Source organism: Shewanella sp. SR44-4 (genome assembly GCF_014163715.1).
Taxonomy (GTDB): Bacteria; Pseudomonadota; Gammaproteobacteria; order Enterobacterales; family Shewanellaceae; genus Shewanella.
On sequence record NZ_JACJDU010000028.1, the window covers coordinates 38,205 to 59,097 of the forward strand.

At 42.6% G+C, this 20,893-nt stretch carries 22 protein-coding genes; 11 read left to right on the forward strand and 11 right to left on the reverse strand.

Annotation, left to right across the window (positions count from 1 at the left end; all coding sequences use genetic code 11):
* Positions 1-43: 43 nt before the first annotated feature.
* From H5125_RS13630 to fadB, 4 genes are all read right to left on the reverse strand, one after another.
* Positions 44-487, reverse strand: a complete 444-nt coding sequence (locus H5125_RS13630; protein ID WP_059746101.1) for an MOSC domain-containing protein — start codon at positions 485-487, stop codon at positions 44-46.
* 3 nt (positions 488-490) lie between these two features.
* Positions 491-736, reverse strand: a complete 246-nt coding sequence (tusA, locus tag H5125_RS13635; protein WP_011635503.1) for a sulfurtransferase TusA — start codon at positions 734-736, stop codon at positions 491-493.
* 246 nt (positions 737-982) lie between these two features.
* Positions 983-2,146 carry an acetyl-CoA C-acyltransferase FadA gene (gene fadA, locus H5125_RS13640; RefSeq protein WP_101087370.1) on the reverse strand — a complete coding sequence of 388 codons (1,164 nt, stop codon included), beginning with the start codon at positions 2,144-2,146 and terminating at the stop codon, positions 983-985.
* A gap of 22 nt (positions 2,147-2,168) precedes the next feature.
* Positions 2,169-4,319 carry a fatty acid oxidation complex subunit alpha FadB gene (gene fadB, locus H5125_RS13645; RefSeq protein ID WP_162021960.1) on the reverse strand — a complete coding sequence of 717 codons (2,151 nt, stop codon included), beginning with the start codon at positions 4,317-4,319 and terminating at the stop codon, positions 2,169-2,171.
* A 235-nt stretch (positions 4,320-4,554) separates the two neighbouring features.
* On the opposite strand from fadB, the gene pepQ reads away from it, so the two are divergent.
* The 4 genes from pepQ (at position 4,555) to hemG (H5125_RS13665) (ending at position 8,542) form a co-directional block, all read left to right on the forward strand.
* Positions 4,555-5,874: a Xaa-Pro dipeptidase gene (pepQ, locus tag H5125_RS13650; protein WP_182744503.1), complete on the forward strand. Its 1,320-nt coding sequence runs from the start codon at positions 4,555-4,557 to the stop codon at positions 5,872-5,874.
* Positions 5,867-6,481, forward strand: coding sequence for a YigZ family protein (locus tag H5125_RS13655; protein ID WP_182744504.1), 615 nt, complete (start codon positions 5,867-5,869; stop codon positions 6,479-6,481). The genes pepQ and H5125_RS13655 overlap by 8 nt, the downstream gene beginning before the upstream one ends.
* 73 nt (positions 6,482-6,554) lie before the next feature.
* Positions 6,555-8,012, forward strand: coding sequence for a TrkH family potassium uptake protein (locus H5125_RS13660; RefSeq protein WP_059746096.1), 1,458 nt, complete (start codon positions 6,555-6,557; stop codon positions 8,010-8,012).
* Positions 8,012-8,542: a menaquinone-dependent protoporphyrinogen IX dehydrogenase gene (hemG, locus tag H5125_RS13665; protein WP_182744505.1), complete on the forward strand. Its 531-nt coding sequence runs from the start codon at positions 8,012-8,014 to the stop codon at positions 8,540-8,542. The genes H5125_RS13660 and hemG (H5125_RS13665) overlap by 1 nt, the downstream gene beginning before the upstream one ends.
* 131 nt (positions 8,543-8,673) lie before the next feature.
* On the opposite strand, the gene H5125_RS13670 is transcribed toward hemG (H5125_RS13665), so the two are convergent.
* Positions 8,674-8,979 carry a metalloregulator ArsR/SmtB family transcription factor gene (locus tag H5125_RS13670; RefSeq protein ID WP_011635510.1) on the reverse strand — a complete coding sequence of 102 codons (306 nt, stop codon included), beginning with the start codon at positions 8,977-8,979 and terminating at the stop codon, positions 8,674-8,676.
* Positions 8,980-9,177: 198 nt separating this feature from the next.
* On the opposite strand from H5125_RS13670, the gene hemG (H5125_RS13675) reads away from it, so the two are divergent.
* On the forward strand, positions 9,178-9,723 hold the full coding sequence (hemG, locus tag H5125_RS13675; protein WP_101087375.1) for a menaquinone-dependent protoporphyrinogen IX dehydrogenase: 546 nt from the start codon (positions 9,178-9,180) through the stop codon (positions 9,721-9,723).
* Between the two features lie 68 nt (positions 9,724-9,791).
* On the opposite strand, the gene H5125_RS13680 is transcribed toward hemG (H5125_RS13675), so the two are convergent.
* From H5125_RS13680 to def, 5 genes are read right to left on the reverse strand one after another with little or no spacing between them, the layout of a single operon-like run.
* Positions 9,792-11,234 (reverse strand): TrkH family potassium uptake protein, encoded by a 1,443-nt coding sequence (locus H5125_RS13680; protein WP_162021964.1) that lies wholly within the window; start codon positions 11,232-11,234, stop codon positions 9,792-9,794.
* A 6-nt stretch (positions 11,235-11,240) separates the two neighbouring features.
* On the reverse strand, positions 11,241-12,650 hold the full coding sequence (gene trkA, locus H5125_RS13685; protein WP_011635513.1) for a Trk system potassium transporter TrkA: 1,410 nt from the start codon (positions 12,648-12,650) through the stop codon (positions 11,241-11,243).
* Between the two features lie 16 nt (positions 12,651-12,666).
* Entirely contained in the window at positions 12,667-13,950 is a 1,284-nt protein-coding gene (rsmB, locus tag H5125_RS13690; protein ID WP_182744506.1) for a 16S rRNA (cytosine(967)-C(5))-methyltransferase RsmB, read from the reverse strand.
* A 1-nt stretch (position 13,951) separates the two neighbouring features.
* On the reverse strand, positions 13,952-14,908 hold the full coding sequence (gene fmt, locus H5125_RS13695; RefSeq protein WP_182744507.1) for a methionyl-tRNA formyltransferase: 957 nt from the start codon (positions 14,906-14,908) through the stop codon (positions 13,952-13,954).
* A gap of 8 nt (positions 14,909-14,916) precedes the next feature.
* Positions 14,917-15,429: a peptide deformylase gene (def, locus tag H5125_RS13700; RefSeq protein WP_101087380.1), complete on the reverse strand. Its 513-nt coding sequence runs from the start codon at positions 15,427-15,429 to the stop codon at positions 14,917-14,919.
* Positions 15,430-15,567: 138 nt separating this feature from the next.
* On the opposite strand from def, the gene H5125_RS13705 reads away from it, so the two are divergent.
* The 6 genes from H5125_RS13705 (at position 15,568) to hemF (ending at position 20,390) form a co-directional block, all read left to right on the forward strand.
* Complete coding sequence (locus H5125_RS13705; RefSeq protein WP_409085822.1) at positions 15,568-16,662, forward strand: LysM peptidoglycan-binding domain-containing protein; 1,095 nt, start codon at positions 15,568-15,570, stop codon at positions 16,660-16,662.
* A gap of 83 nt (positions 16,663-16,745) precedes the next feature.
* On the forward strand, positions 16,746-17,762 hold the full coding sequence (gene dprA, locus H5125_RS13710; RefSeq protein WP_182744513.1) for a DNA-processing protein DprA: 1,017 nt from the start codon (positions 16,746-16,748) through the stop codon (positions 17,760-17,762).
* 2 nt (positions 17,763-17,764) lie between these two features.
* Positions 17,765-18,238, forward strand: a complete 474-nt coding sequence (locus tag H5125_RS13715; protein WP_182744508.1) for a DUF494 family protein — start codon at positions 17,765-17,767, stop codon at positions 18,236-18,238.
* Between the two features lie 59 nt (positions 18,239-18,297).
* Entirely contained in the window at positions 18,298-18,861 is a 564-nt protein-coding gene (locus H5125_RS13720; RefSeq protein WP_162021967.1) for a type I DNA topoisomerase, read from the forward strand.
* A gap of 25 nt (positions 18,862-18,886) precedes the next feature.
* Positions 18,887-19,453 carry an L-threonylcarbamoyladenylate synthase gene (locus H5125_RS13725; RefSeq protein WP_059746088.1) on the forward strand — a complete coding sequence of 189 codons (567 nt, stop codon included), beginning with the start codon at positions 18,887-18,889 and terminating at the stop codon, positions 19,451-19,453.
* 4 nt (positions 19,454-19,457) lie between these two features.
* Complete coding sequence (gene hemF, locus H5125_RS13730) at positions 19,458-20,390, forward strand: oxygen-dependent coproporphyrinogen oxidase (RefSeq protein ID WP_011635522.1); 933 nt, start codon at positions 19,458-19,460, stop codon at positions 20,388-20,390.
* Here hemF and H5125_RS13735 read toward each other — a convergent pair.
* Positions 20,387-20,821: a group II truncated hemoglobin gene (locus H5125_RS13735; protein ID WP_182744509.1), complete on the reverse strand. Its 435-nt coding sequence runs from the start codon at positions 20,819-20,821 to the stop codon at positions 20,387-20,389. The two genes, hemF and H5125_RS13735, sit on opposite strands and share 4 nt — an antisense overlap.
* Positions 20,822-20,893: the final 72 nt, after the last annotated feature.

A 20,893-nucleotide genomic window follows, 5' to 3' on the forward strand; every position in this document is an offset into this window, starting at 1 on the left:
TTTTATTATGGAAGGCTTAAACGAAAATGATTTATCGGTTTTACTAATCTATTTTTACTGAGTCATCTAGTTGTATTAATCCAGTTTGAATCACGCGGCAGGTGACTCCGCCACGCCAGTCGGGCGTTAATGCCTGCTCTAGACCTGAATATGCTTGTTGCATTTTCTTACATGGATCGGTTTCACCTGTGATTTGTAGTTTAAGCTCAGTACCTATGGTGATCGTTTTACCGACATCTGCTGCGCTAAATTCATAGCCGCTGATCAATAAATTAGCTCTTCGAGTTAACCAGTCTAAATCGGCATTAATTTTTTGGCAGGCTGTGTGCCACTGCTGTTTAGACATGACTGTTACTTGACGTTTTCCTGGTCTGCCAAAAATATCGTTTTCGACGCCTCGCTCTAAGGTCACATTGGCACAAAAGGCTGACTTCATTATGCCGCGTTTTGCTGTTTTATACGCGATAGCTTCCAATGTGATGGTCATTCATTACAGTCCTTTTTTGAGTAAATAGTGGTAAGGAGTCTTGCTGATATCACTGGCAATTAACGTGTGATCCATAAATTCACAAAAACTTGGAATATCACGAGTGGTGGCAGGATCATCTGCAATGACTAATAAGGTTTCACCTTCTGCCATTTTGCGTACTGTTTTTCGAATCATCATTACAGGTTCTGGGCATCGAAGACCAAGAGCATCGAGTTGGTGTTGTGCTTGGGTATAAATATCGTTCATGAAATGCTGTCTATGTTTACCTATCGAATTAGCGCTAATGTTACTCTTGTCATTTAAGCTTGCCAAGTTTGCGTGGTTTTAAAGTTATATTGAGTTTTTTTATTATTTTTTAATTTTCATAAAACATGTTTCACGTGGAACATTAGCCAAAGTAGGAAAATTTTAAAATAAAAAAACGAGCCAATTTGGCTCGTTTTTACAACTCACTTGATACAACTGAAAAGTATCAGCTTGGTATGAGAACGATTAAACGCGTTCGAATACAGTTGCGATACCTTGACCTAAACCGATACACATAGTGGCAAGACCAAGCGTTGCATCTTTTTCTTCCATTAAGTTGATCAGTGTTGTTGAGATACGTGCGCCAGAACAACCTAGTGGGTGGCCCAATGCAATTGCACCACCGTTAAGGTTAATCTTTTCATCGACAACATCTTGTAAGCCAAGATCTTTAACACAAGGTAATGATTGTGCCGCGAACGCTTCGTTTAATTCGATAAGGTCTAAATCGGCAACAGATAAGCCAGCGCGTGCTAATGCTTTTTTGGTTGCTGGTACTGGACCATAACCCATAATTGCAGGATCACAACCGGCAACGGCCATTGAACGAATACGTGCGCGGATGGTTAAACCTAAAGCGCGAGCTTTAGATTCTTCCATCACCAACATTGCAGAAGCACCGTCTGATAATGCAGATGATGTACCGGCAGTCACAGTACCGTTAACTGGGTCGAATGCTGGACGTAAACCGGCAAGTGACTCTAGTGTTGTTTCTGGACGGATAACTTCGTCAGTCATCACTTTGATCAGTGCGCCATTTACATCGTGGCCTTCAATGCCCCAAATCTCTTTGGCAAAACGACCTTCGATAGTTGCTGCATGTGCACGTTGATGAGAACGTACCGCAAATGCATCTTGTTGTTCGCGAGTAATACCGTGCATTTTACCTAACATTTCAGCGGTTAAGCCCATCATGCCAGATGCTTTAGCTACGCGGTTTGCCAAGCCAGGGTGAAAATCAACCCCGTGGTTCATTGGTACGTGACCCATGTGCTCAACACCACCAATAATAAAGGTGTCGCCTTGACCAGTCATGATGGCACGAGCAGCTTGATGAAGGGCGTCCATTGACGAACCACATAAACGGTTTACCGTTACTGCGCCTGCCGATTTAGGAATGCCAGCTAACAATGATGCATTACGGGCAATGTTAAAACCTTGCTCTAGTGTTTGCTGCACACAACCCCAAATCACATCTTCAATGTCGTTAGGGTCTAATTGTGGATTGCGCAACATCAGTGCTTTCATTAATTCTGCAGACAATGTTTCTGCACGTACATTTCTAAATACCCCTGCCTTAGAACGGCCCATTGGGGTACGAATGCAGTCTACGATAACAGCTTGTTTCATGATTTAATTCCTTTCCCACTAATTAGGCTTGGTAGTAACTACCGTTGTTGGCTGCAAGTGCACGCATTGCATCGGTAACCTGATATAAGCCACCAAGATGTGCGTATTTGTCTGCTAGGGCAACAAAGTTTGCTACGCCCATGGTGTCTAAGTAACGGAATACACCGCCACGGAATGGAGGGAAACCAATACCGTAAACTAGACCCATATCGCCTTCAGCAGGTGATGCAATAATGCCTTCTTCTAAACAACGAACCGTTTCGATGATCATCGGGATCATACAGCGAGCGATGATGTCATCAGACTCGAATGCCTTTAATTCACCGAACTCAGCGCTTAATAATTCATAGCTTGTTGGATCAATGTCTTTCTTCGGCTTACCACGACGGTCAACAGAATAGGCATAGAAACCTTTAGTGTTTTTCTGACCTAGACGTTTGTTTTCAAACATAATGTCGATAGCGTCTTTGCCATTTTTACCCATGCGGTCTGGGAAACCTTCAGCCATTACTGCTTGAGCGTGATGACCGGTATCTAAACCGACTACGTCAAGTAAGTAGGCTGGGCCCATTGGCCAACCGAACTGCTTTTCCATGACTTTATCGACAGCGGCAAAGTCAGCACCTTCAGCAAGTAGACCACTAAAGCCAGCAAAGTATGGAAACAATACACGGTTAACAAAGAAGCCTGGGCAATCATTCACTACGATTGGGGTTTTACCCATTTTGCTGGCGTAAGCCACTACCGTTGCGATGGTTTCTTCAGAGCTGTGCTCACCACGGATAATTTCAACTAATGGCATTTTGTGCACAGGGTTAAAGAAGTGCATACCGCAGAAACGTTCAGGTTTCTTAAGGCTTTTAGCCAGTAAGTTGATTGAGATTGTCGAGGTATTTGATGCAATAATGGCATCTTCTGATACGTAACCTTCAACTTCTGCTAGTACAGTAGCCTTAACTTTTGGATGTTCAACAACCGCTTCTACAACGATATCGCTATTTTTGATAGCGGCATAATCTAGTGAAGGGGTGATGTTGTTTAATACTTTAGCCATTTTCTCTGGCGTAGAACGACCACGAGCAACTTGTGTTGTCAGAATTTTAGCCGCTTCGTTCAAGCCTAACTCTAATGCTGGCTGAGCGATGTCTTTCATTACAATTGGTGTGCCTTTGCTGGCGCTTTGGTAAGCAATGCCGCCGCCCATAATACCTGCACCCAATACTGCTGCTTGGTTAACATCTTTAGCGAGTTTACCGGCTTTCTTTGCTTTACCTTTGACGAACTGGTCATTTAAGAAAATACCAATTAGCGCTTGGGCTACATCTGTTTTAGCTAATTTAATGAAAGCCTGTGCTTCTACTTTTAATGCGCCATCACGGTCCAAACCAGCTGCTTGTTCGACAACATTCACAGCGGCCATTGGCGCTGGATAATGCTTGCCTGCAACAGAAAACACCATTCCTTTTGCGGTTGCAAAAGACATCATGGCTTCAAGTTTTGGTAACTGTAATGGTGATTGCTTTTTGGTGCGACGAGCTTGCCAATCAAGGCTACCATTTAGGGCATCATGCAACATTTGAATCGCAGCAGCTTCTAGGTTTTCTGGTGCAACAACGGCATCAATAGCGCCTACTTTTAACGCATCTTCTGGGCGTTGGTCTTTAGCTGTGGTAATCCACTCAAGTGCATTATCTGCACCGATTACTCGAGGTAAACGCACAGTGCCACCAAAACCAGGAATAAGACCTAATTTGGTTTCTGGTAAACCGATGCGAGCATTGGTATCAGCAACGCGTAAGTCAGTCGCTAAAATGGTTTCGCAACCACCGCCTAACGCAAAACCGTTAATCGCTGATGCTGTCGGAAACGGTAAGTCTTCTAGCTTATTGAATACTGCGTTGGCTTGTTCAACCCAAGCTAGCAACGTGGCATCGTCTTGCTGAAATAGCGTTAAGAATTCGGTAATGTCTGCGCCAACAATAAAGGTGCTTTTTGCTGATGTCAGCAGCAAGGCTTTAATATTGGTATTTTGTTTGATGCTGTCTAGGGCGGCATCAAGAGAGGCTATTGTTTCTCTGTCGAATTTATTTACCGAACCTTGTGCGTTAAAACACAGTTTGGCAATATTATCTTCAAGTAACTCAACCTGAATGGTAGGGCTTTGGTAAATCATTGCTTGCTTCCTTATTGCTTAAAAGCGACTTCCACATCTTATTTACTGTGCAGTTATCAAGCTTGAATCACAGCAGTTTCGGCCATCTATTGACCAGCTAATTCTCAGTGTGCGACTAAATGAGATAAATTACAACACCCAATTTAAACGGCCGTTTAATTTTTTATCATCTAGCGAGGTCTTTTTCTGTTTGTGATAGACTTATTGGGTTAAAACTCATGCAAAGGGATAGTCAATGGATCAGTTAGCACATCTGTATCATGCGCACATGGCGGAATTAAATCGCCGAGTAGGCGAAATTTGTCAGCGTGAAAATCTTTCGGGTTTAGTGATTCACTCGGGACAACCTCATCGACAGTTTTTAGATGACCTTAACTATCCCTTTAAAGTGAACCCGCAATTTAAAGCGTGGTTACCTATTTTAGATACGCCAAATTGTTGGGTTATCGCTAATGGTCAAGATAAGCCTACTTTAGTGTTTTATCGTCCAGTTGATTTTTGGCATAAGGTGAATGATGTACCGCAAGCCTTCTGGACTGAGCATTTCGATATTCAATTACTGACCAAGCCAGATCGAATTGCTGACTTTTTACCTAAAGACTTAGCCTCGTGGGCGTATATTGGTGAACACTTAGATGTGGCTGATGTATTGGGCTTTGCGGCTCGTAACCCTGATGCGGTAATGAACTATCTACATTATCATCGTGCAGACAAAACTCAGTATGAACTTGAGTGCATGCGCAGAGCGAACCAAATTGCGGTAAAAGGACATTTGGCTGCCAAAAATGCGTTTTATGATGGTGCCAGTGAGTTTGAAATTCAGCAGCGTTATTTGCTCGAAATTGGCCAAGGCGAAAATGAAGTGCCTTACGGTAATATCGTGGCATTAAATCAAAATGCCGCTATTTTACATTACACCGTTTTAGAACATGTTAAGCCTGCGCAGCGTTTATCTTTTTTGATTGATGCTGGGGCCAGTTATCATGGCTATGCCGCAGATATTACCCGTACTTACTCATTCGAGAAAAATCGTTTTTACGAATTAATCGTCGCATTGGATAAAGTGCAATTAGCCATTATTGAGCAGATGAAGCCAGGGGTTAAGTACGTCGACCTGCACATCGCGACACACCATTATATAGGTCAGTTACTGATTGATTTTGGCTTGGCTAATGGCACTGCTGAACAGTTAGTTGCCCAAGGCGTAACGAGTGCCTTTTTCCCGCATGGGTTAGGGCATATGTTGGGGTTACAAGTTCATGATATGGGCGGTTATTCCCACGATGAGCGCGGAACCCATATTGCTGCACCTGAGGCGCATCCTTTTTTACGCTGTACAAGAGTATTAGCCGCTAATCAGGTACTGACTATTGAGCCAGGCCTTTATATTATCGATACCTTACTTAATCAGTTATCTGCTACCGCTAAGCAAGCTATTAATTGGACTACGGTTGATGAGATGCGTCCATTTGGAGGCATTCGCATTGAAGATAACGTCATTGTGCATCAAGACCGAGTAGAAAATATGACGAGAGAGTTTGGTCTAGTTGATTGAGTCATATTTAATACCGCAAGCTAACGTACAGATAGAAGAAGAGATAAAGCATAGCCGCTTTATCTCTTTGTTATTTCATTGCCCACATCCTAATAATATGAAGTTAGCGCTTACTGACGTAAAGCAGCAATATCCAGGAGCCAACCATTATTGTTATGCGTTTGTAGCCGGCAGCCCAGAAAATACCATTGATATGGGCGCTAGCGATGATGGCGAACCGTCAGGTAGCGCCGGCAAACCCATGCTAGCATGCTTACAAGGCGCAAACATTGGTGAGCTAGGGGTTATTGTAGTGCGTTATTTTGGTGGCACTAAATTGGGTGTGGGCGGTTTAGTGCGTGCTTATACTTCGGGTATAAAGCAAGGGTTAACGCAAATACAGACTCAGGTTAAGCATTTAAGGTATCCTGCACGCTTGGTATGTCATTATGCTCAACTCACCGATGTTGAGTATTTAATTGCTCAATATGATGGTGTGGTGATGGATAAAGAGTTTACTGAAAAAGTTGAAATACACTTTGAACTGGCTAAATCGCACCATCAGGCTTTTAATCAAGCATTAGCTACCCAGACGCAGGGTCAGCTACAAGTAAAGTTTACTGTTTGAGCTATGACGAACTTATGCCAAAATGTCACTCAATTGTTAAATTCGACGCAGCACAACTTAAACAGAACCCTTAATGCAATATAAAACAATTATTAGAATCACCGGTTTGTTGATGGGATTATTTTCAATCACCATGCTGCCGTCAGCATTGGTGGCTATCTTGTATAAAGATGGTGGTGGTACTGCATTTATTCAGGCCTTTTTTGTCAGTATTTTTCTAGGCTTTTTATTATGGTATCCCAACCGTCATCAAAAAGGTGATCTACGAACGCGTGAAGGCTTTTTGATTGTGGTGTTGTTCTGGACGGTGCTTGGATCGATAGGTGCACTGCCATTTATTTTTTCTAATAACCCTGATTTAAGTTGGACCGATAGTTTTTTTGAATCGTTTTCGGCCTTAACGACTACAGGTGCGACCGTGATAGTCGGGCTAGATGACTTGCCTAAGTCAATATTGTTTTATCGCCATTTACTGCAGTGGATGGGCGGTATGGGTATCATCGTACTCGCAGTGGCCATTTTACCTCTACTTGGTATTGGTGGTATGCAGCTATACAAAGCTGAAGTGCCTGGTCCGGTTAAAGACACTAAAGTGACTCCTCGTATAGCCGAAACGGCCAAAGCCTTATGGTACATTTACTTTTTACTTACTACTGCTTGTGCATTGGCATTTTACTTTGCCGGTATGGATGCATTTGATGCTATTTGCCATTCGTTTTCGACTATTGCTATTGGTGGTTTTTCGACTCATGATGCCAGTATTGGTTACTTTCAAAGCCCGCTGATTAATGTGATTTGTGCATTTTTCTTGTTGATTGCGGCAGTCAATTTTAGCTTACACTTTGCCGCATTTACTCGTCGTGGCATTAACGTCAAAGTCTATTTAAAAGACGCAGAATTTAAGGTGCTTATCGCTGTACAGGTAGTATTGACCGCAATTTGTTTCGCTACCTTGTATCAATCTGGAATATACGACTCTCCAGAGAAAACACTCGATTACGCCTTCTTTCAAGTGGTCTCGATTTCAACAACGGCAGGTTTCGGTACTGAAAGCTTCCATTCTTGGCCGCTGTTTTTACCTATTTTATTAATATTCTCAAGCTTTATTGGTGGTTGTGCTGGCTCGACAGGCGGCGGCATGAAGGTGATTCGTTTAATACTATTAGTACTACAAGGGTCGCGTGAACTGAAACGACTTGTTCATCCTAAAGCTATGTATTCCATTAGAATTGGCTCTACGGCATTACCCGACAGAATTATTGATGCGGTATGGGGATTCTTCTCTGCTTATGCTTTAGTGTTTGTGGTGTGTATGGTGATTTTAATGGCAATGGACATGGACGCTATTACCGCATTTAGTGCAACGGCTGCCAGTTTAAATAACTTAGGCCCAGGTTTGGGCGATGTGGCATCAAATTATGCCAGTATTTCAGACGGTGCTAAGTGGGTACTCGTGATGGCAATGCTATTTGGCCGATTAGAAGTGTTCACCTTATTGGTGCTATTTACCCCCACATTTTGGAAGAATTAATGTTAAATACTGTGATTTTATATTCAACGGTCGATGGGCAAACACTGGCAATTTGTCAGAAAATTAAGCAAATATTAGTTGAACAGGGTGAGCAAGTTAGTGTGGTTAATCTCGCTGAAGCTCAGGCTGATGATTTAGCGAGTGTTGATAAAGTCGTTATTGGTGCCAGTATTCGATATGGCAAACATCGACCAGAATTATTCAAGTTTGTTGAGCAACACCAAGCACTGCTCGACACCAAGCTCAATAGTTTTTTTAGCGTAAACGTAGTGGCAAGAAAGCCTGAAAAAAACACCCCTGAAACCAACCCATATATGCAGAAATTTTCAAATTTATCTGCCTGGAAACCTCAGTTATTAGGCGTTTTTGCCGGTAAGATTGATTACCCTCGTTACCGATTTTTCGATAAGTTCATGATCCGATTTATCATGTGGATGACTAAGGGACCGACAGATACTCAGGGAACGTTTGAGTTTACTGATTGGGGTAAAGTAGATGACTATGCTAAACAAATAGCAGCGCAAAAATAGCCTCATAAACCCAATAGCGTGCCTAATATACCTTATTGGAAACGCCATTTATTCTCAGTGTGACTTAAGCGTCTATGATGTTTAAATCCGATGTTGTTTAGTCACAGTTGTTGCTTAGCCATAATAGCTGTTTAGGCACAATAGCGTCGATGTAGTATCGAGATCACTTCGGTGACTTGCTCATTTTTAAGCGTGTAGTAAACCACTTGTGAGCTCTTACGAGTGTTGACTAAATCTTGGGTGCGCAGTACCGCTAAATGCTGTGACAAAGCTGATTGGCTCAAAGGCACCGTCTCATTTAGCTCTGTGACACTTAGTTCTTGTTCTAACAATAAACATAAAATCATTAAGCGGTAAGGATTCGCAATGGCTTTTAGCCATTGTGCTGCCGTTTCTGCATTATTAAGCATGGTTGCGACATCGATATCTTGCTTCATGAGTGTCCTTATATAACCTTAAATTACGATCTGGTTGGATTTTACTGTGTTTTGTTCATTATCATACTTCCGCATCATGGAGATCTCAATTTTAACTATTAAATATATGAGCTATTTCTAATTTGTGATCATTGCAGAGGTTTAAAAAGGCTTTTTTTGCCAAACTGAGGCAAATAATCCAACAATGAGAATCGCAAAATGGCCAATATTTTAGTGTTATATTATTCCCGAGGTGGCCATACTGCACATATTAGCCGTGCAATAGCAGAACAAATTCAATCTAAAGGCGATCATTGTGATGTGGTTAATCTTCAAGATAAAGCGCCAATTGAATGGTCTAAATACCAAGCTGTTGCGTTAGGGGCTTGTGTATTATATGGCTCGTATCATAAATCGGTGTTTGAGTTTGTGCGTGAAAATCAGCAGCATTTATCGCAACTGCCAAACAGTTTTTTTTGCGTCAACGTTGTGGCTCGTAATCCTGAAAAACGCATTCCTGAAAACAATAAATATCTACAGAAGTTTTTAACTTTATCTGAGTGGCAACCGCAAGATGTGAAAATTATTGCCGGTAAAGTCGATTACCCTTCTTGGCCTTGGTATGACAGCTTGATGATCCGCCTTATCATGAAAATGACCGATGGCCCCACCGACCCAACAGCCATTATTGATTATACCGATTGGAATGATGTGAAGGTTTATGCTGATCATATTGCCAAACTAGCGACTGTCGTGCCTGCGTAGTGATTATACCCAACAGATGGTTAAGCTAAGGTTAATCAGCGCTATGTTAACCATCGACCCAGCCTGTATTAAAAACGCCAAAATTTAGGGTGAAACAACACTGCGACTGTCAGTATTTCTAAACGCCCTAATAACATTCCTATTGCCAAAGCCCACTTAGCGACGTCGGGAAGTGGGGCAAAGTTTCCTGCAGGACCAATAATAGGACCAAGGCCTGGTCCTACGTTTGCCACTGCGGTTATTGCTCCGGTAAAGCTGGTCATTGGATCTAATCCGGTTAGTACAAGTGTGAGCGACAGTAATAATATCACCACTATCATCAGCATAAAAAAAGCCATTATTGAACGGACAATGTCATCTTGAATGCGGTGGCCATTGTATTTGTCTTTAAACACGCCATTGGGATGGAATTGCTGTTTAATCTGCTGACGCATAATTGAGAATGCGATTTGAAAACGAAATATTTTTATGCCACCAGACGTTGACCCAGAACAGCTACCAATAAACATTAAAAACAGAAATACGACACTGGCGACAGATCCCCACGATTGATAATCTGTTAGACCGTAACCGGTTGTGGTGATGACAGAAATAACATTGAAGCTAGCAAGTCTTAATGCATCTAAAAAGTCTATTTGCTGATGTTGCCACAGCCAAAAGGCTAATGAGAATGACACCAGTAACACAAAGCGTAAAAAGCCTATCACTTGTTGATCATTCCATAAGCGTAAGCTGCGTTGTTGTATGGTTTGAACAAACATTAGTAACGGTAGTCCACCCGCTAACATAAACACAATACCAACCCAATGTGCCTCGTGTGAAAAGGCCGCCATTGAACTGTCTGAAGTGGAATATCCACCCGTTGATAATGTGGTCATGGCATGGTTGATAGCTTCAAACCAATGCATGCCCGCAAGGTGATAGGACAATGTGCACAGTAGTGTTAATACTACATAAATCAGGAATAAATGTTTGGCCATGTGCTGGGTGCGAGGAATCGTTTTGTCGCTCCAGTCTGATGATTCAGTTCTAAATAAGCGCATTCCCCCCACGTTCAAAAATGGCAGGATTGCTACTGCCATCACAATGAAACCAATGCCGCCAAGCCATTGCAATAATGAACGCCAGACTAAAATGCTATGGTCCATATTGTCTAATCCGGATAACACCGTTGAACCGGTGGTGGTTATGCCTGACATGGTTTCAAAAAAAGCGTCGGTATAATTAATACCGTGATAAAGAGTGAAGGGCAGCGCGGCGAATAAGCTCACGACAAACCAAGTGATACTGGTCAGCATAAACATATCGCGAATATTAAGACTAAAATGATGGTTGCGACCATTTTGAATGCACAAAATAGCAATAAAGCCGGTAAATAAACCGGACATCATAAAGTCACCAATGGTTTCTTCGCCATAAAATAGCGCAAAAGCCATTGGAACTAACATAAATCCTGTCAGTATTGAGAGAAAAATACCGAGGATAAAAATGATTTGTTTGACGTTAAACATAGAAAATTAAAAGAAAAAAGCACTTGGTTGAAACAGTTTCTCTACGTCACCGATGAACTTCTTATTCACTAAGAATAAAATAACATGGTCACCCTGTTCGATTACCGTTTTATCGTGGCCCATTAACACTTCATCATTACGTACAATTGCGCCAATAGTCGTGCCTGGCGGGAGTTTAATGTTGCCAATCTGTTTACCGACAACTTTTGACGTGCTTGAGTCGCCATGGGCAATCGCTTCAATAGCTTCTGCTGCACCACGGCGTAATGAGTAAACATTACATATATCACCTTGGCGAATATGAGTCAGTAACGCCGAAATAGTGGCTTGCTGCGGAGATATGGCAATATCAATGTTAGCTTCTTGCACAATATCAACATAGGCTTCACGCTGAATAAGTACCATGACCTTTTTCGCCCCCATGCGTTTGGCAAGCAGGGCAGACATAATATTGGCTTCGTCATCATTGGTGACAGCGATAAACACATCGGTTTGATCGATGTTTTCTTCCAACAATAATTCTTGGTCTGAAGCATCGCCACAAAACACAGTGGTTTTTTCCAGTTTTTCTGAAAGTAACTCCGCGCGCTCTTGACGGTGTTCAATTAACTTAACCGAATGAGTACGTTGCAACTTTTGCGCAAGACCAAAACCAATATTACCGCCACCCGCAATCATGATATTGCGGTACGAATTATCCAGTTTTTGCATCTCACTCATTACTGCACGAATATGACGACTATCGGCAACGAAAAACACCTCATCATCGGCTTCAATAATGGTCGTGCCGCGCGGCATGATAGGCCGGCCTTGCCTAAAAATAGCGGCAACGCGGGTATCAATATTGGGCATGTGCTCACGTAATGTGGCTAATGCGTTACCCACTAATGGGCCGCCATAATAAGCTTTAACCGCAACGAGGCTTAGTTTACCTTTAGCAAATTCAAGTACTTGGAGTGCACCTGGGTATTCTACTAATCTTTGTATGTAAGCGGTCACTAACTGCTCTGGTGCAATCAGCTCATCAATAATAAAACCGCCGCGAGGCTTAGCGTCACCGCTTTTAATTTCACTATTGATAAACAGTTTATCTTGCAGTTCTAAATAAGCTTCTGAGCGAATACGAGCAATTTTTGTTGGTGTACCAAATAAGCTGTAAGCAATTTGACAAGCTGCCATGTTACATTCATCGCTATTGGTTACCGCAATGAGCATGTCAGCATCTTCTGCACCCGCTTCTTTTAATACACTCGGATGAGCGCCATGACCGACAACAACTCGTAGGTCAAACTTGTCTTGTAATAGCCTTAGCCGAGCGCGATCACTGTCGACGAGTGTGATGTCGTTATTTTCACCGACTAAGTTTTCAGCTAACGTGCCGCCTACTTGCCCAGCCCCTAAAATAATAATTTTCATGGCTTGAGGTACATCCTTAAATTGCTTTAACTAGGCGCGCGTAATAGAAGCCGTCCATGTTGTCTTGCCCAGGCAAAATTTGCCAACCGATATCACTGATATGAGCTTGTTGCTCTATCGGTACTAAACTCGCATCGGGTGTCCGTGCTAGAAACTGTTCAACTTGTTGGCTGTTTTCCTGCGGTAAAATAGAGCAGGTTGCATATAATAAGGTGCCACCCGGTTTAAGCCATTGCCAACAATGATCCAATATTTGTTTTTGTAAGTTGGCTAACTCTTCAATATCGCTATTTTTGCGTAACCATTTTATGTCTGGATGACGGCGAATGACCCCAGTTGCAGAACAAGGCGCATCAAGCAAGATTCGATCAAATTGTTGCCCTTGCCACCATGATGGAATATCTGCCGCATCGCCGTGAATAAGTTGCGCTTTTAAATGCAACCTGTCCAGATTTTGTTGTACTCGAGCAAGGCGTTTTTGATCAAAGTCGACAGCGACTAAGTTGATAGTGGGAGCAAGCTCGAGTAAATGGCAACTTTTTCCGCCAGGAGCGGCGCAAGCGTCTAAAACGAGTTCATCTGCTGCAGGAGCAAGTAAGGTAGCAGCCCATTGCGCCGCGCCATCTTGCACCGATGCAGCGCCTTCCATAAAGTTGGGTAATGCTGCGACATCTTTTGCGCTTTCGAGCAATATAGCATCTTGGCTTGAACCGGCTTGGGCTGGAATATCGTGTTGAGCTAGTGCCGCTAAATAAGCATCACGAGTTTGCGATTGCTGATTATTGCGTAGCCACATTGGCGGACGCTGGTGGCTCTGCTCAATAATGTCTTGCCAGTTATCTGGATACGCTTGTTGTAAACGCTTAATAAACCAAGCTGGAGTATTAAAGCGTAGCGTGTCTGAGTCAGTATTTAATTCGCTATCTTGACGCTGAATATTACGCAATACGCCATTGACCACTTTCACCAAACCATCAAAACGTAATTGTCTGCAAGCTTCTGCCGTTTCTGAGATCGCCGCATGCGCTGGAATACGAGTAAAGTAGAGTTGGTAACAACCTACGATCAACAATTGATGCAATATACGCTGTTTACCTTTAAACGGTTTTGCTAAGCAGTCACTCACGCACTTGTCTAGTTGTGGTAATTGACGCATAACGCCGTAACATAATTCAGCTAATAGGGCTTTGTCTTTGCCATTTTGTAAGTGTTGCTGTTGATCGGGTAGAGCCACCGATAACGAAATGCCTTTTTCAAGGACTTCATAAATCGCTTTAGCTGCCAGTGCGCGAACATTCATGCTAGTTAGCCTCTTGGTTTAAACACACACCTGCGGTAAACCAATCACCACGAGCATTAAGAATGTCGGCCACATCAAGCGGCTTTTTGTTGGGCAGTTGCATGGTTTTAATCATTAACTTGCCGTCTGCGGTAGCAATTTCAATACCTTGCTTAGTCGCTGCAATAATGGTTCCTGGCGCTTGCGAGCAGAATTCTGGACTGTAATCTGCTTGCCACACTTTAATCACGCTTTGTTGGTGTTCAAAATAACTTACTGGCCATGGATTGAAGGCGCGAATGTCTTGCCACAACTGTTTTGCGCTTTTATTCCAATCAAGACGAGCTTCTTCTTTGGATAATTTTTCAGCGTAGTTAGCCAGAGTTTCATCTTGCTTTTGTGCTTTGAGGCTTCCATCACTTAAACCAATCAGCGCTTGTACTAGGGCTTTTGGCCCTTGTTCTGCCAGCTTTTCATAAAGGCTAGCCGAGGTATCCGTAGCCTCTATCGGTAAGTGCGTTTTGAGCAGCATGTCGCCAGTATCTAGGCCAATATCCATCTGCATAATGGTGACACCGGTTTCGGTATCACCTGCCCATAAAGCCCGCTGTATTGGAGCGGCTCCACGCCAGCGAGGTAAAATTGAACCGTGCACATTGATACAACCTAAACGTGGGGTATCAAGCACTACCTTTGGCAAAATCAACCCGTAAGCCACAACAATCATAATATCTGCATTAAGAGCTGCTAATGCCGCTTGTGCCTCTTCATTACGTAATGATGCAGGCTGAAATACCGGAATAGCATGCTCTAAAGCCAACGCTTTTACTGGGCTTGCGGTGAGTTTCTTACCTCGACCAGCAGGCCTATCTGGTTGAGTATAAGTGGCAATCACATCGTGTTCAGAGTCGATGAGTGCTTGTAAGTGTCGAGCTGCGAAATCCGGAGTACCGGCAAAGATAATTTTTAACGGTTTCAAATTTTTTCCTATGCTTCTCTAGCATCTAAACGAGCTTCTTTTTCAAGCTTAGTTTTAATGCGTTGACGTTTTAGAGGCGATAAATAATCGACAAATAGCTTACCTTTAAGGTGATCCATTTCGTGTTGAATACAAATAGCAAACAATTCATCAGCTTCAACGGTAAACTCTTTACCGTGACGATCTAGCGCTTTTAAGGTGACAAATTCTGCACGGTCAACTTTGGCGTAAATACCGGGTACCGATAGGCAACCTTCTTCATTAGCCAAGTCACCACTGCTAGCCACTATTTGAGGATTAATAAAAATAGTTGGCCGTTCAACCTCATCTTGTAGATCCATCACAATCAATTGTTGATGAAAATCCACTTGAGTAGCAGCTAAACCGATACCTTTCTCTAGGTACATGGTTTCGAGCATGTTATCTATTTGTGTCTGTAATTGTGGACCGAAATCCGTTACAGGTTGAGCGATAGTGCGTAAACGTTCATCTGGAAAGCGTAAAACATTAAGTAATGGCATATATAAACTCTTAGCAAGTCTGTCAAATTTCAGCCAGTTAGCTATACTGGCCTTTGCGATTAGGGTAATTTTAATCCTTACAGCCTATCAATAACAGCAAAAAGCTCTAATAAAGAGCTAAACAACATGGACTGCACCATGAAACGCTTACTTTTACTTGTTTTTTTATGTCTAAATTCTTATTGGGTCAATGCTGATACATTAACCTTAAAAGCTGGACATCCAGATACGTATATCGTTAAAAAAGGCGATACTCTATGGGATATTTCTGGTTATTTTTTAAATGACCCATGGCGTTGGCCTAAATTGTGGGGGGAAAACCCACAAATTGCTAACCCACATTTAATTTATCCAGGGGATCGACTGACATTAGTCTTTATTGATGGTCAGCCCCGTTTGGTTGTTAAGCAGCACATTAAAAAGAGTCCAGAAGGGCGGATGATATCGAAAGATGGTCCTATCCCACCTGTTGACCTTGCGTTGATTAAGCCCTATCTAGTGCAGAACAGAGTTGTTGATCCAACTTGGTTGGCGGGATTACCGATAGTTATGAGTGGTGAAAGCTCATCAATTCATCATGTGGTCAATGACGTTGTCTATGTGAACTCAAAGCTTGAGCAAGGTCTTAAAGTGGCAATTTATCAAACTGGACGTGAGTTTTTTGCTCCAGATAGCGGTGAATTATTAGGCCTAGAACTTATTTTAACCTCTAGTGGACGTGTTATTGAGTCTGGCGATGTCTCGAAAGTTGAATTACTGAGTAGTTTACGTGAAACCAAAGGTGGCTTTCATGTTGCACCTGTAGAAGATGAAGCGTTAATGTCGGCTTATTTTATTCCTAAAGCGGCAGATTTAAGCGTTGCTACATCTATTATTGGTACAACAGGTAATATTCGCGAAGCAGGTAAATTAGACGTTGTCTATATAGATCGTGGTGCCAATGATGGCGTTGAGACTGGACATGTTTTTTCAATGTACCGTGATGGCGAAAACATTATTATCGATAATGATGGTAATCCTGTTCGCCCTCTTGACCGTTCATCTTACGATAAAGTGTTGGCGAATTTTTCAGAAGATACCGTGTATAAAATGCCCGATATTTTCCATGGTAATTTGATGGTTTTTAAAGTGTTTGATAAAACCAGTTTAGGGTTGATTATGTTTAATGACCATCCTGTTCGAGTGGGTGATAAATTGACCAAACCAAATCCATTGACGATTAAAGGTGAATAATTTCAGATAAACTGGTCGACTGGCTAGTTGTTTGTGCAGTATCTGGGCTAGGACCTGCTCGGATTCAACAATTGTTAACTCAAATGGACGTTGAAGAGATTCGTCAACGTCTAGAGTTTGAACCACAGGCCTTGCCTTTATCGGCAAGCCTGTTGGCTAAATGCCATATCGACTTTAATAAAGTAGAGCAAGCCCTAACCTGGCTCGATTCGCAGCCTAATCACTACATTGTGACCCTCTCTGACCCACTTTACCCTCCATTACTTGCGCAAATATCAGATCCACCGCAGGTATTATTTATTAAAGGCTCGATAGAATCCCTTTTATTACCGAGTATTGCGATTGTTGGTAGCCGTAATGCCTCTCGAGGCGGCTTAGATATGGCAACAGATCTCGCTGGTCATTTAGCTAATCAAGGTTTTTCGATCACTAGTGGCATGGCGACGGGTATTGATGGTGCAGCCCATAAAGCGACTTTGGCGGTTAATGGAACGACCATGGCCGTGTTGGGTTGTGGGGTAGAGTGTATTTATCCTAAGCGTCATCAACACTTGTATCATGACATTATCAATACTGGTTGCGTCATCAGTGAATACTGGCCAAGTATAGGGCCTTTTGCTGGTAACTTTCCTCGGCGTAACCGTATTGTCAGTGGTTTAAGCTTAGGTACTGTGGTGGTTGAGGCAAGCCGTAAAAGTGGTTCATTAATAAGTGCTCGGTTGGCAATGGAGCAAAATCGTGAAGTGTTTGCTGTACCTGGATCGGTATTAGGAGGATATAGCCAAGGTTGTCATGATTTAATTAAAAATGGTGCAAAACTTGTCGAGTCTGCTGCCGATATAATAGAAGAATTAGGCTGTTTATCAGATTATCACCTTGAACAATTGCATCTACGGCACCATATACAGGATAATGATATTAGTGATTTGCCATTTCCTCCGCTGTTAGCTAGTGTAGGATATGAAACAACCGCGATAGACTCGGTGGTTGAGGATAGTGGGAAACCGATAGATCTGGTGTTAATACAAATGCTTGAACTTGAGTTACAAGGGTGGGTTGCAGCTGTGCCCGGTGGTTACGTCAGACTAAAGAGGAGTTAGCCATGTTCGATATCCTCATGTATTTATTTGAAAATTATGTTCATAGTGAGATTGAGTTATTAGTTGATGAAGATGAACTCACTAAAGAGTTAACCCGTGCGGGTTTTCATCAAGTTGATATTATCAAAGCACTTTCTTGGTTAGAGCACTTAGCTGATCTACAAGAGAGTGATAAACCGTACTTGTGTAATCATGCACAACATTCATTCCGTATTTATACTAAAGCGGAAATGGCCGAATTAGATGTTGAGTGTCGTGGTTTTTTACTGTTTTTAGAACAGATTCAAGTGCTCAGTGTCGAAACTCGTGAAATGGTTATTGACCGTGTTATGGAGTTAGATGAACCAACATTAGAGTTAGAAGATCTCAAATGGGTGGTATTAATGGTACTATTTAATGTGCCAGGAAATGAGTCAGCCTATGAGCAAATGGAAGATTTAATCTTCGAGCAGCCAGAAGGGCGCTTACACTCATAACAGAAAGGAGGCTTAGCCTCCTTTTTTAGGTCTATAGAATATTACTCATAGAGAAACCCATGTCGAAAATTGATCAGCAGCTATTTACTGTCCACGAACATGCATTGGAGAAAGAGTTTGAACTTTGTCCTGTTTGTGGCGCTGAGTTGTCGGTTAAACACAGTAAACATGGCAGTTTTGTTGGCTGTAATAACTATCCAACCTGCGACTATACCCGTCCGCTAGTGCAACACGAGTCGATCGAAACCCAAATTATTAGCGGTTCTGAGTGCCCTAAATGTGGTAATGAGTTGGCTGTTAAGTCTGGTCGATTTGGTATTTTTATCGGTTGTACGCATTATCCTGAATGTACCCATATTGAAAAGCATGACCACGCCAATGAAGCTGAGCAGATAACTTGCCCATTGTGCAAAAAAGGCCATCTAGAATCTCGAACGAGCCGGTATGGTAAAACTTTTTTTGCATGCAGTGCCTACCCAAAATGTAAGTTTATCGTAAACTATCCTCCCCATAATGAAGCGTGCCCAGACTGTGGCTTCGGAATTTTAGTCGAACGTAAAGGTGCGGCTGGTAGCCGAGTCGAGTGTCCGCAAAAATCCTGTAAATATAAGCGTGCTTTATAGTTTCTATACCATGAAAGGAAATCCAATGTTACAACTGCAGCCATCGGCTGTCGCCACCACCATACAACAAGGTGGCGTGATAGCTTACCCAACAGAAGCTGTATTTGGTTTAGGATGCGATCCTGATAATGACAGTGCTATCGAGAAACTGTTGGCAGTAAAACAGCGTCCTTGGCAAAAAGGCTTAATTTTGGTGGCCAGTTCATTTGAGCAACTATTACCTTATCTTGATATCACTCAGTTAACTGAGCAACAACTGCAGTTTGCTCAATCAAAGTGGCCTGGGCCATTTACATTTGTTATGCCTATTCAGTCACACGTATCAAAATTATTATGCGGCGAGTTTGATTCAATTGCCGTACGGGTATCTGCTCACCCAGTAGTTCGAGAGTTATGCGACACCCTCAATAAACCCTTAGTATCGACAAGTGCCAATTTAGCCGGTGAGCAACCGGTAGTCGATGCACAACATATCATCACTGATTTTAGCGATAAAATTGATGCATTGATTTTAGGTAAGCTGGGCGAACAACGTCAGCCATCAACCATTATCGATGCTCGCAGTGGTCAAATTCTTCGTAATGGAAGCTAATACTATGTCAAACACCTCTTCCCATGTGCCAGACGCACAACAAGTAAAATCGTTTTTGTTGGGATTACAGCAAAATATTTGTCAGCGTTTAGAGCTGCTCGATGGTAAAGCGACGTTTAAAGCAGATTCGTGGGAACGTGAAGAAGGTGGCGGTGGTACGAGTCGAGTATTAACTCAAGGCCAAGTATTTGAGCAAGCCGGCGTTAACTTTTCTCATGTGATGGGCGCCGCTATGCCCGCATCGGCCACGGCACATCGTCCAGAATTAGCTGGCCGAAGTTTTGAAGCTATGGGGGTGTCATTGGTTATTCACCCTAATAATCCGTTTATTCCAACGACTCATGCTAACGTGCGTTTTTTTATTGCCCGTAAAGAAGGTGCCGACCCAGTATGGTGGTTTGGTGGTGGATTTGATTTAACGCCTTACTATCCATTTAAAGAAGATGTGGTTAGCTGGCATCAAACGGCTAAAGATATTTGCGATCCATTTGGTGAAGATGTTTATCCAAAGTATAAAAAATGGTGTGATGAGTACTTCTTCTTACCGCATCGTAATGAAACCCGTGGTGTCGGTGGATTGTTTTTTGATGATCTTAACGAACCTGGTTTTGAGCGAAGCTTTGAGTTTATGCAAGCGGTAGGCAACGGTTTTATTGAAGCTTATGCGCCGATAGTCGAACGCAACAAAGAGTTAGAATATGGCGATGACGAACGCCAGTTCCAGCTTTATCGCCGTGGTCGCTATGTTGAGTTTAACTTGGTCTATGATCGTGGCACTTTATTTGGCCTGCAAACTGGTGGCCGAACGGAATCCATTTTAATGTCGATGCCACCATTGGTTCGCTGGGAATATGCATTCACCCCAGAAGAAGGGACTGCAGAAGCAGAGCTGTATGACATCTACCTAAAGCCACAAGACTGGTTAGCTGCAGTCTAACGATTACGCATATTATCTGCTAGCGCAGAAATAGCCTGAATAATCACTTGCTGATGTTCAGGCTTTTTTATGTTGTTTTGAATGGCTGCACGCATACAGATTAACCATTGATCTCGCATTGATTCATCAATCGCGAAGTGCATGTGTCTGGCACGTAAAGCCGGATGACCATGTTTTTGTTGATACAGTTGCGGACCACCTAACCAACCACTTAAGAACTCATACAGTTTTTGTTCAGACTCTTGCATTGGCGAGCGATGCATCGCTAATAACGCTTGGGTTTCGGGACGTGTTTGCATTTGTTGATAAAAGTCATGGGCAATTGTGCGGATAACCTTGTCGCCACCAATAAGGTCGTAGGCATTTGACTGCGCTGTATCTCTGTCATCAGCGGTTTGCGGCTTAGCGAATAATTTACGTAACCAGTTCATATTGTCAGTGTTTAAGTCAGTGTTTAAGAGTGTCGGGGTTATTATATCTAAATCAATGTCATGGCAGGATCA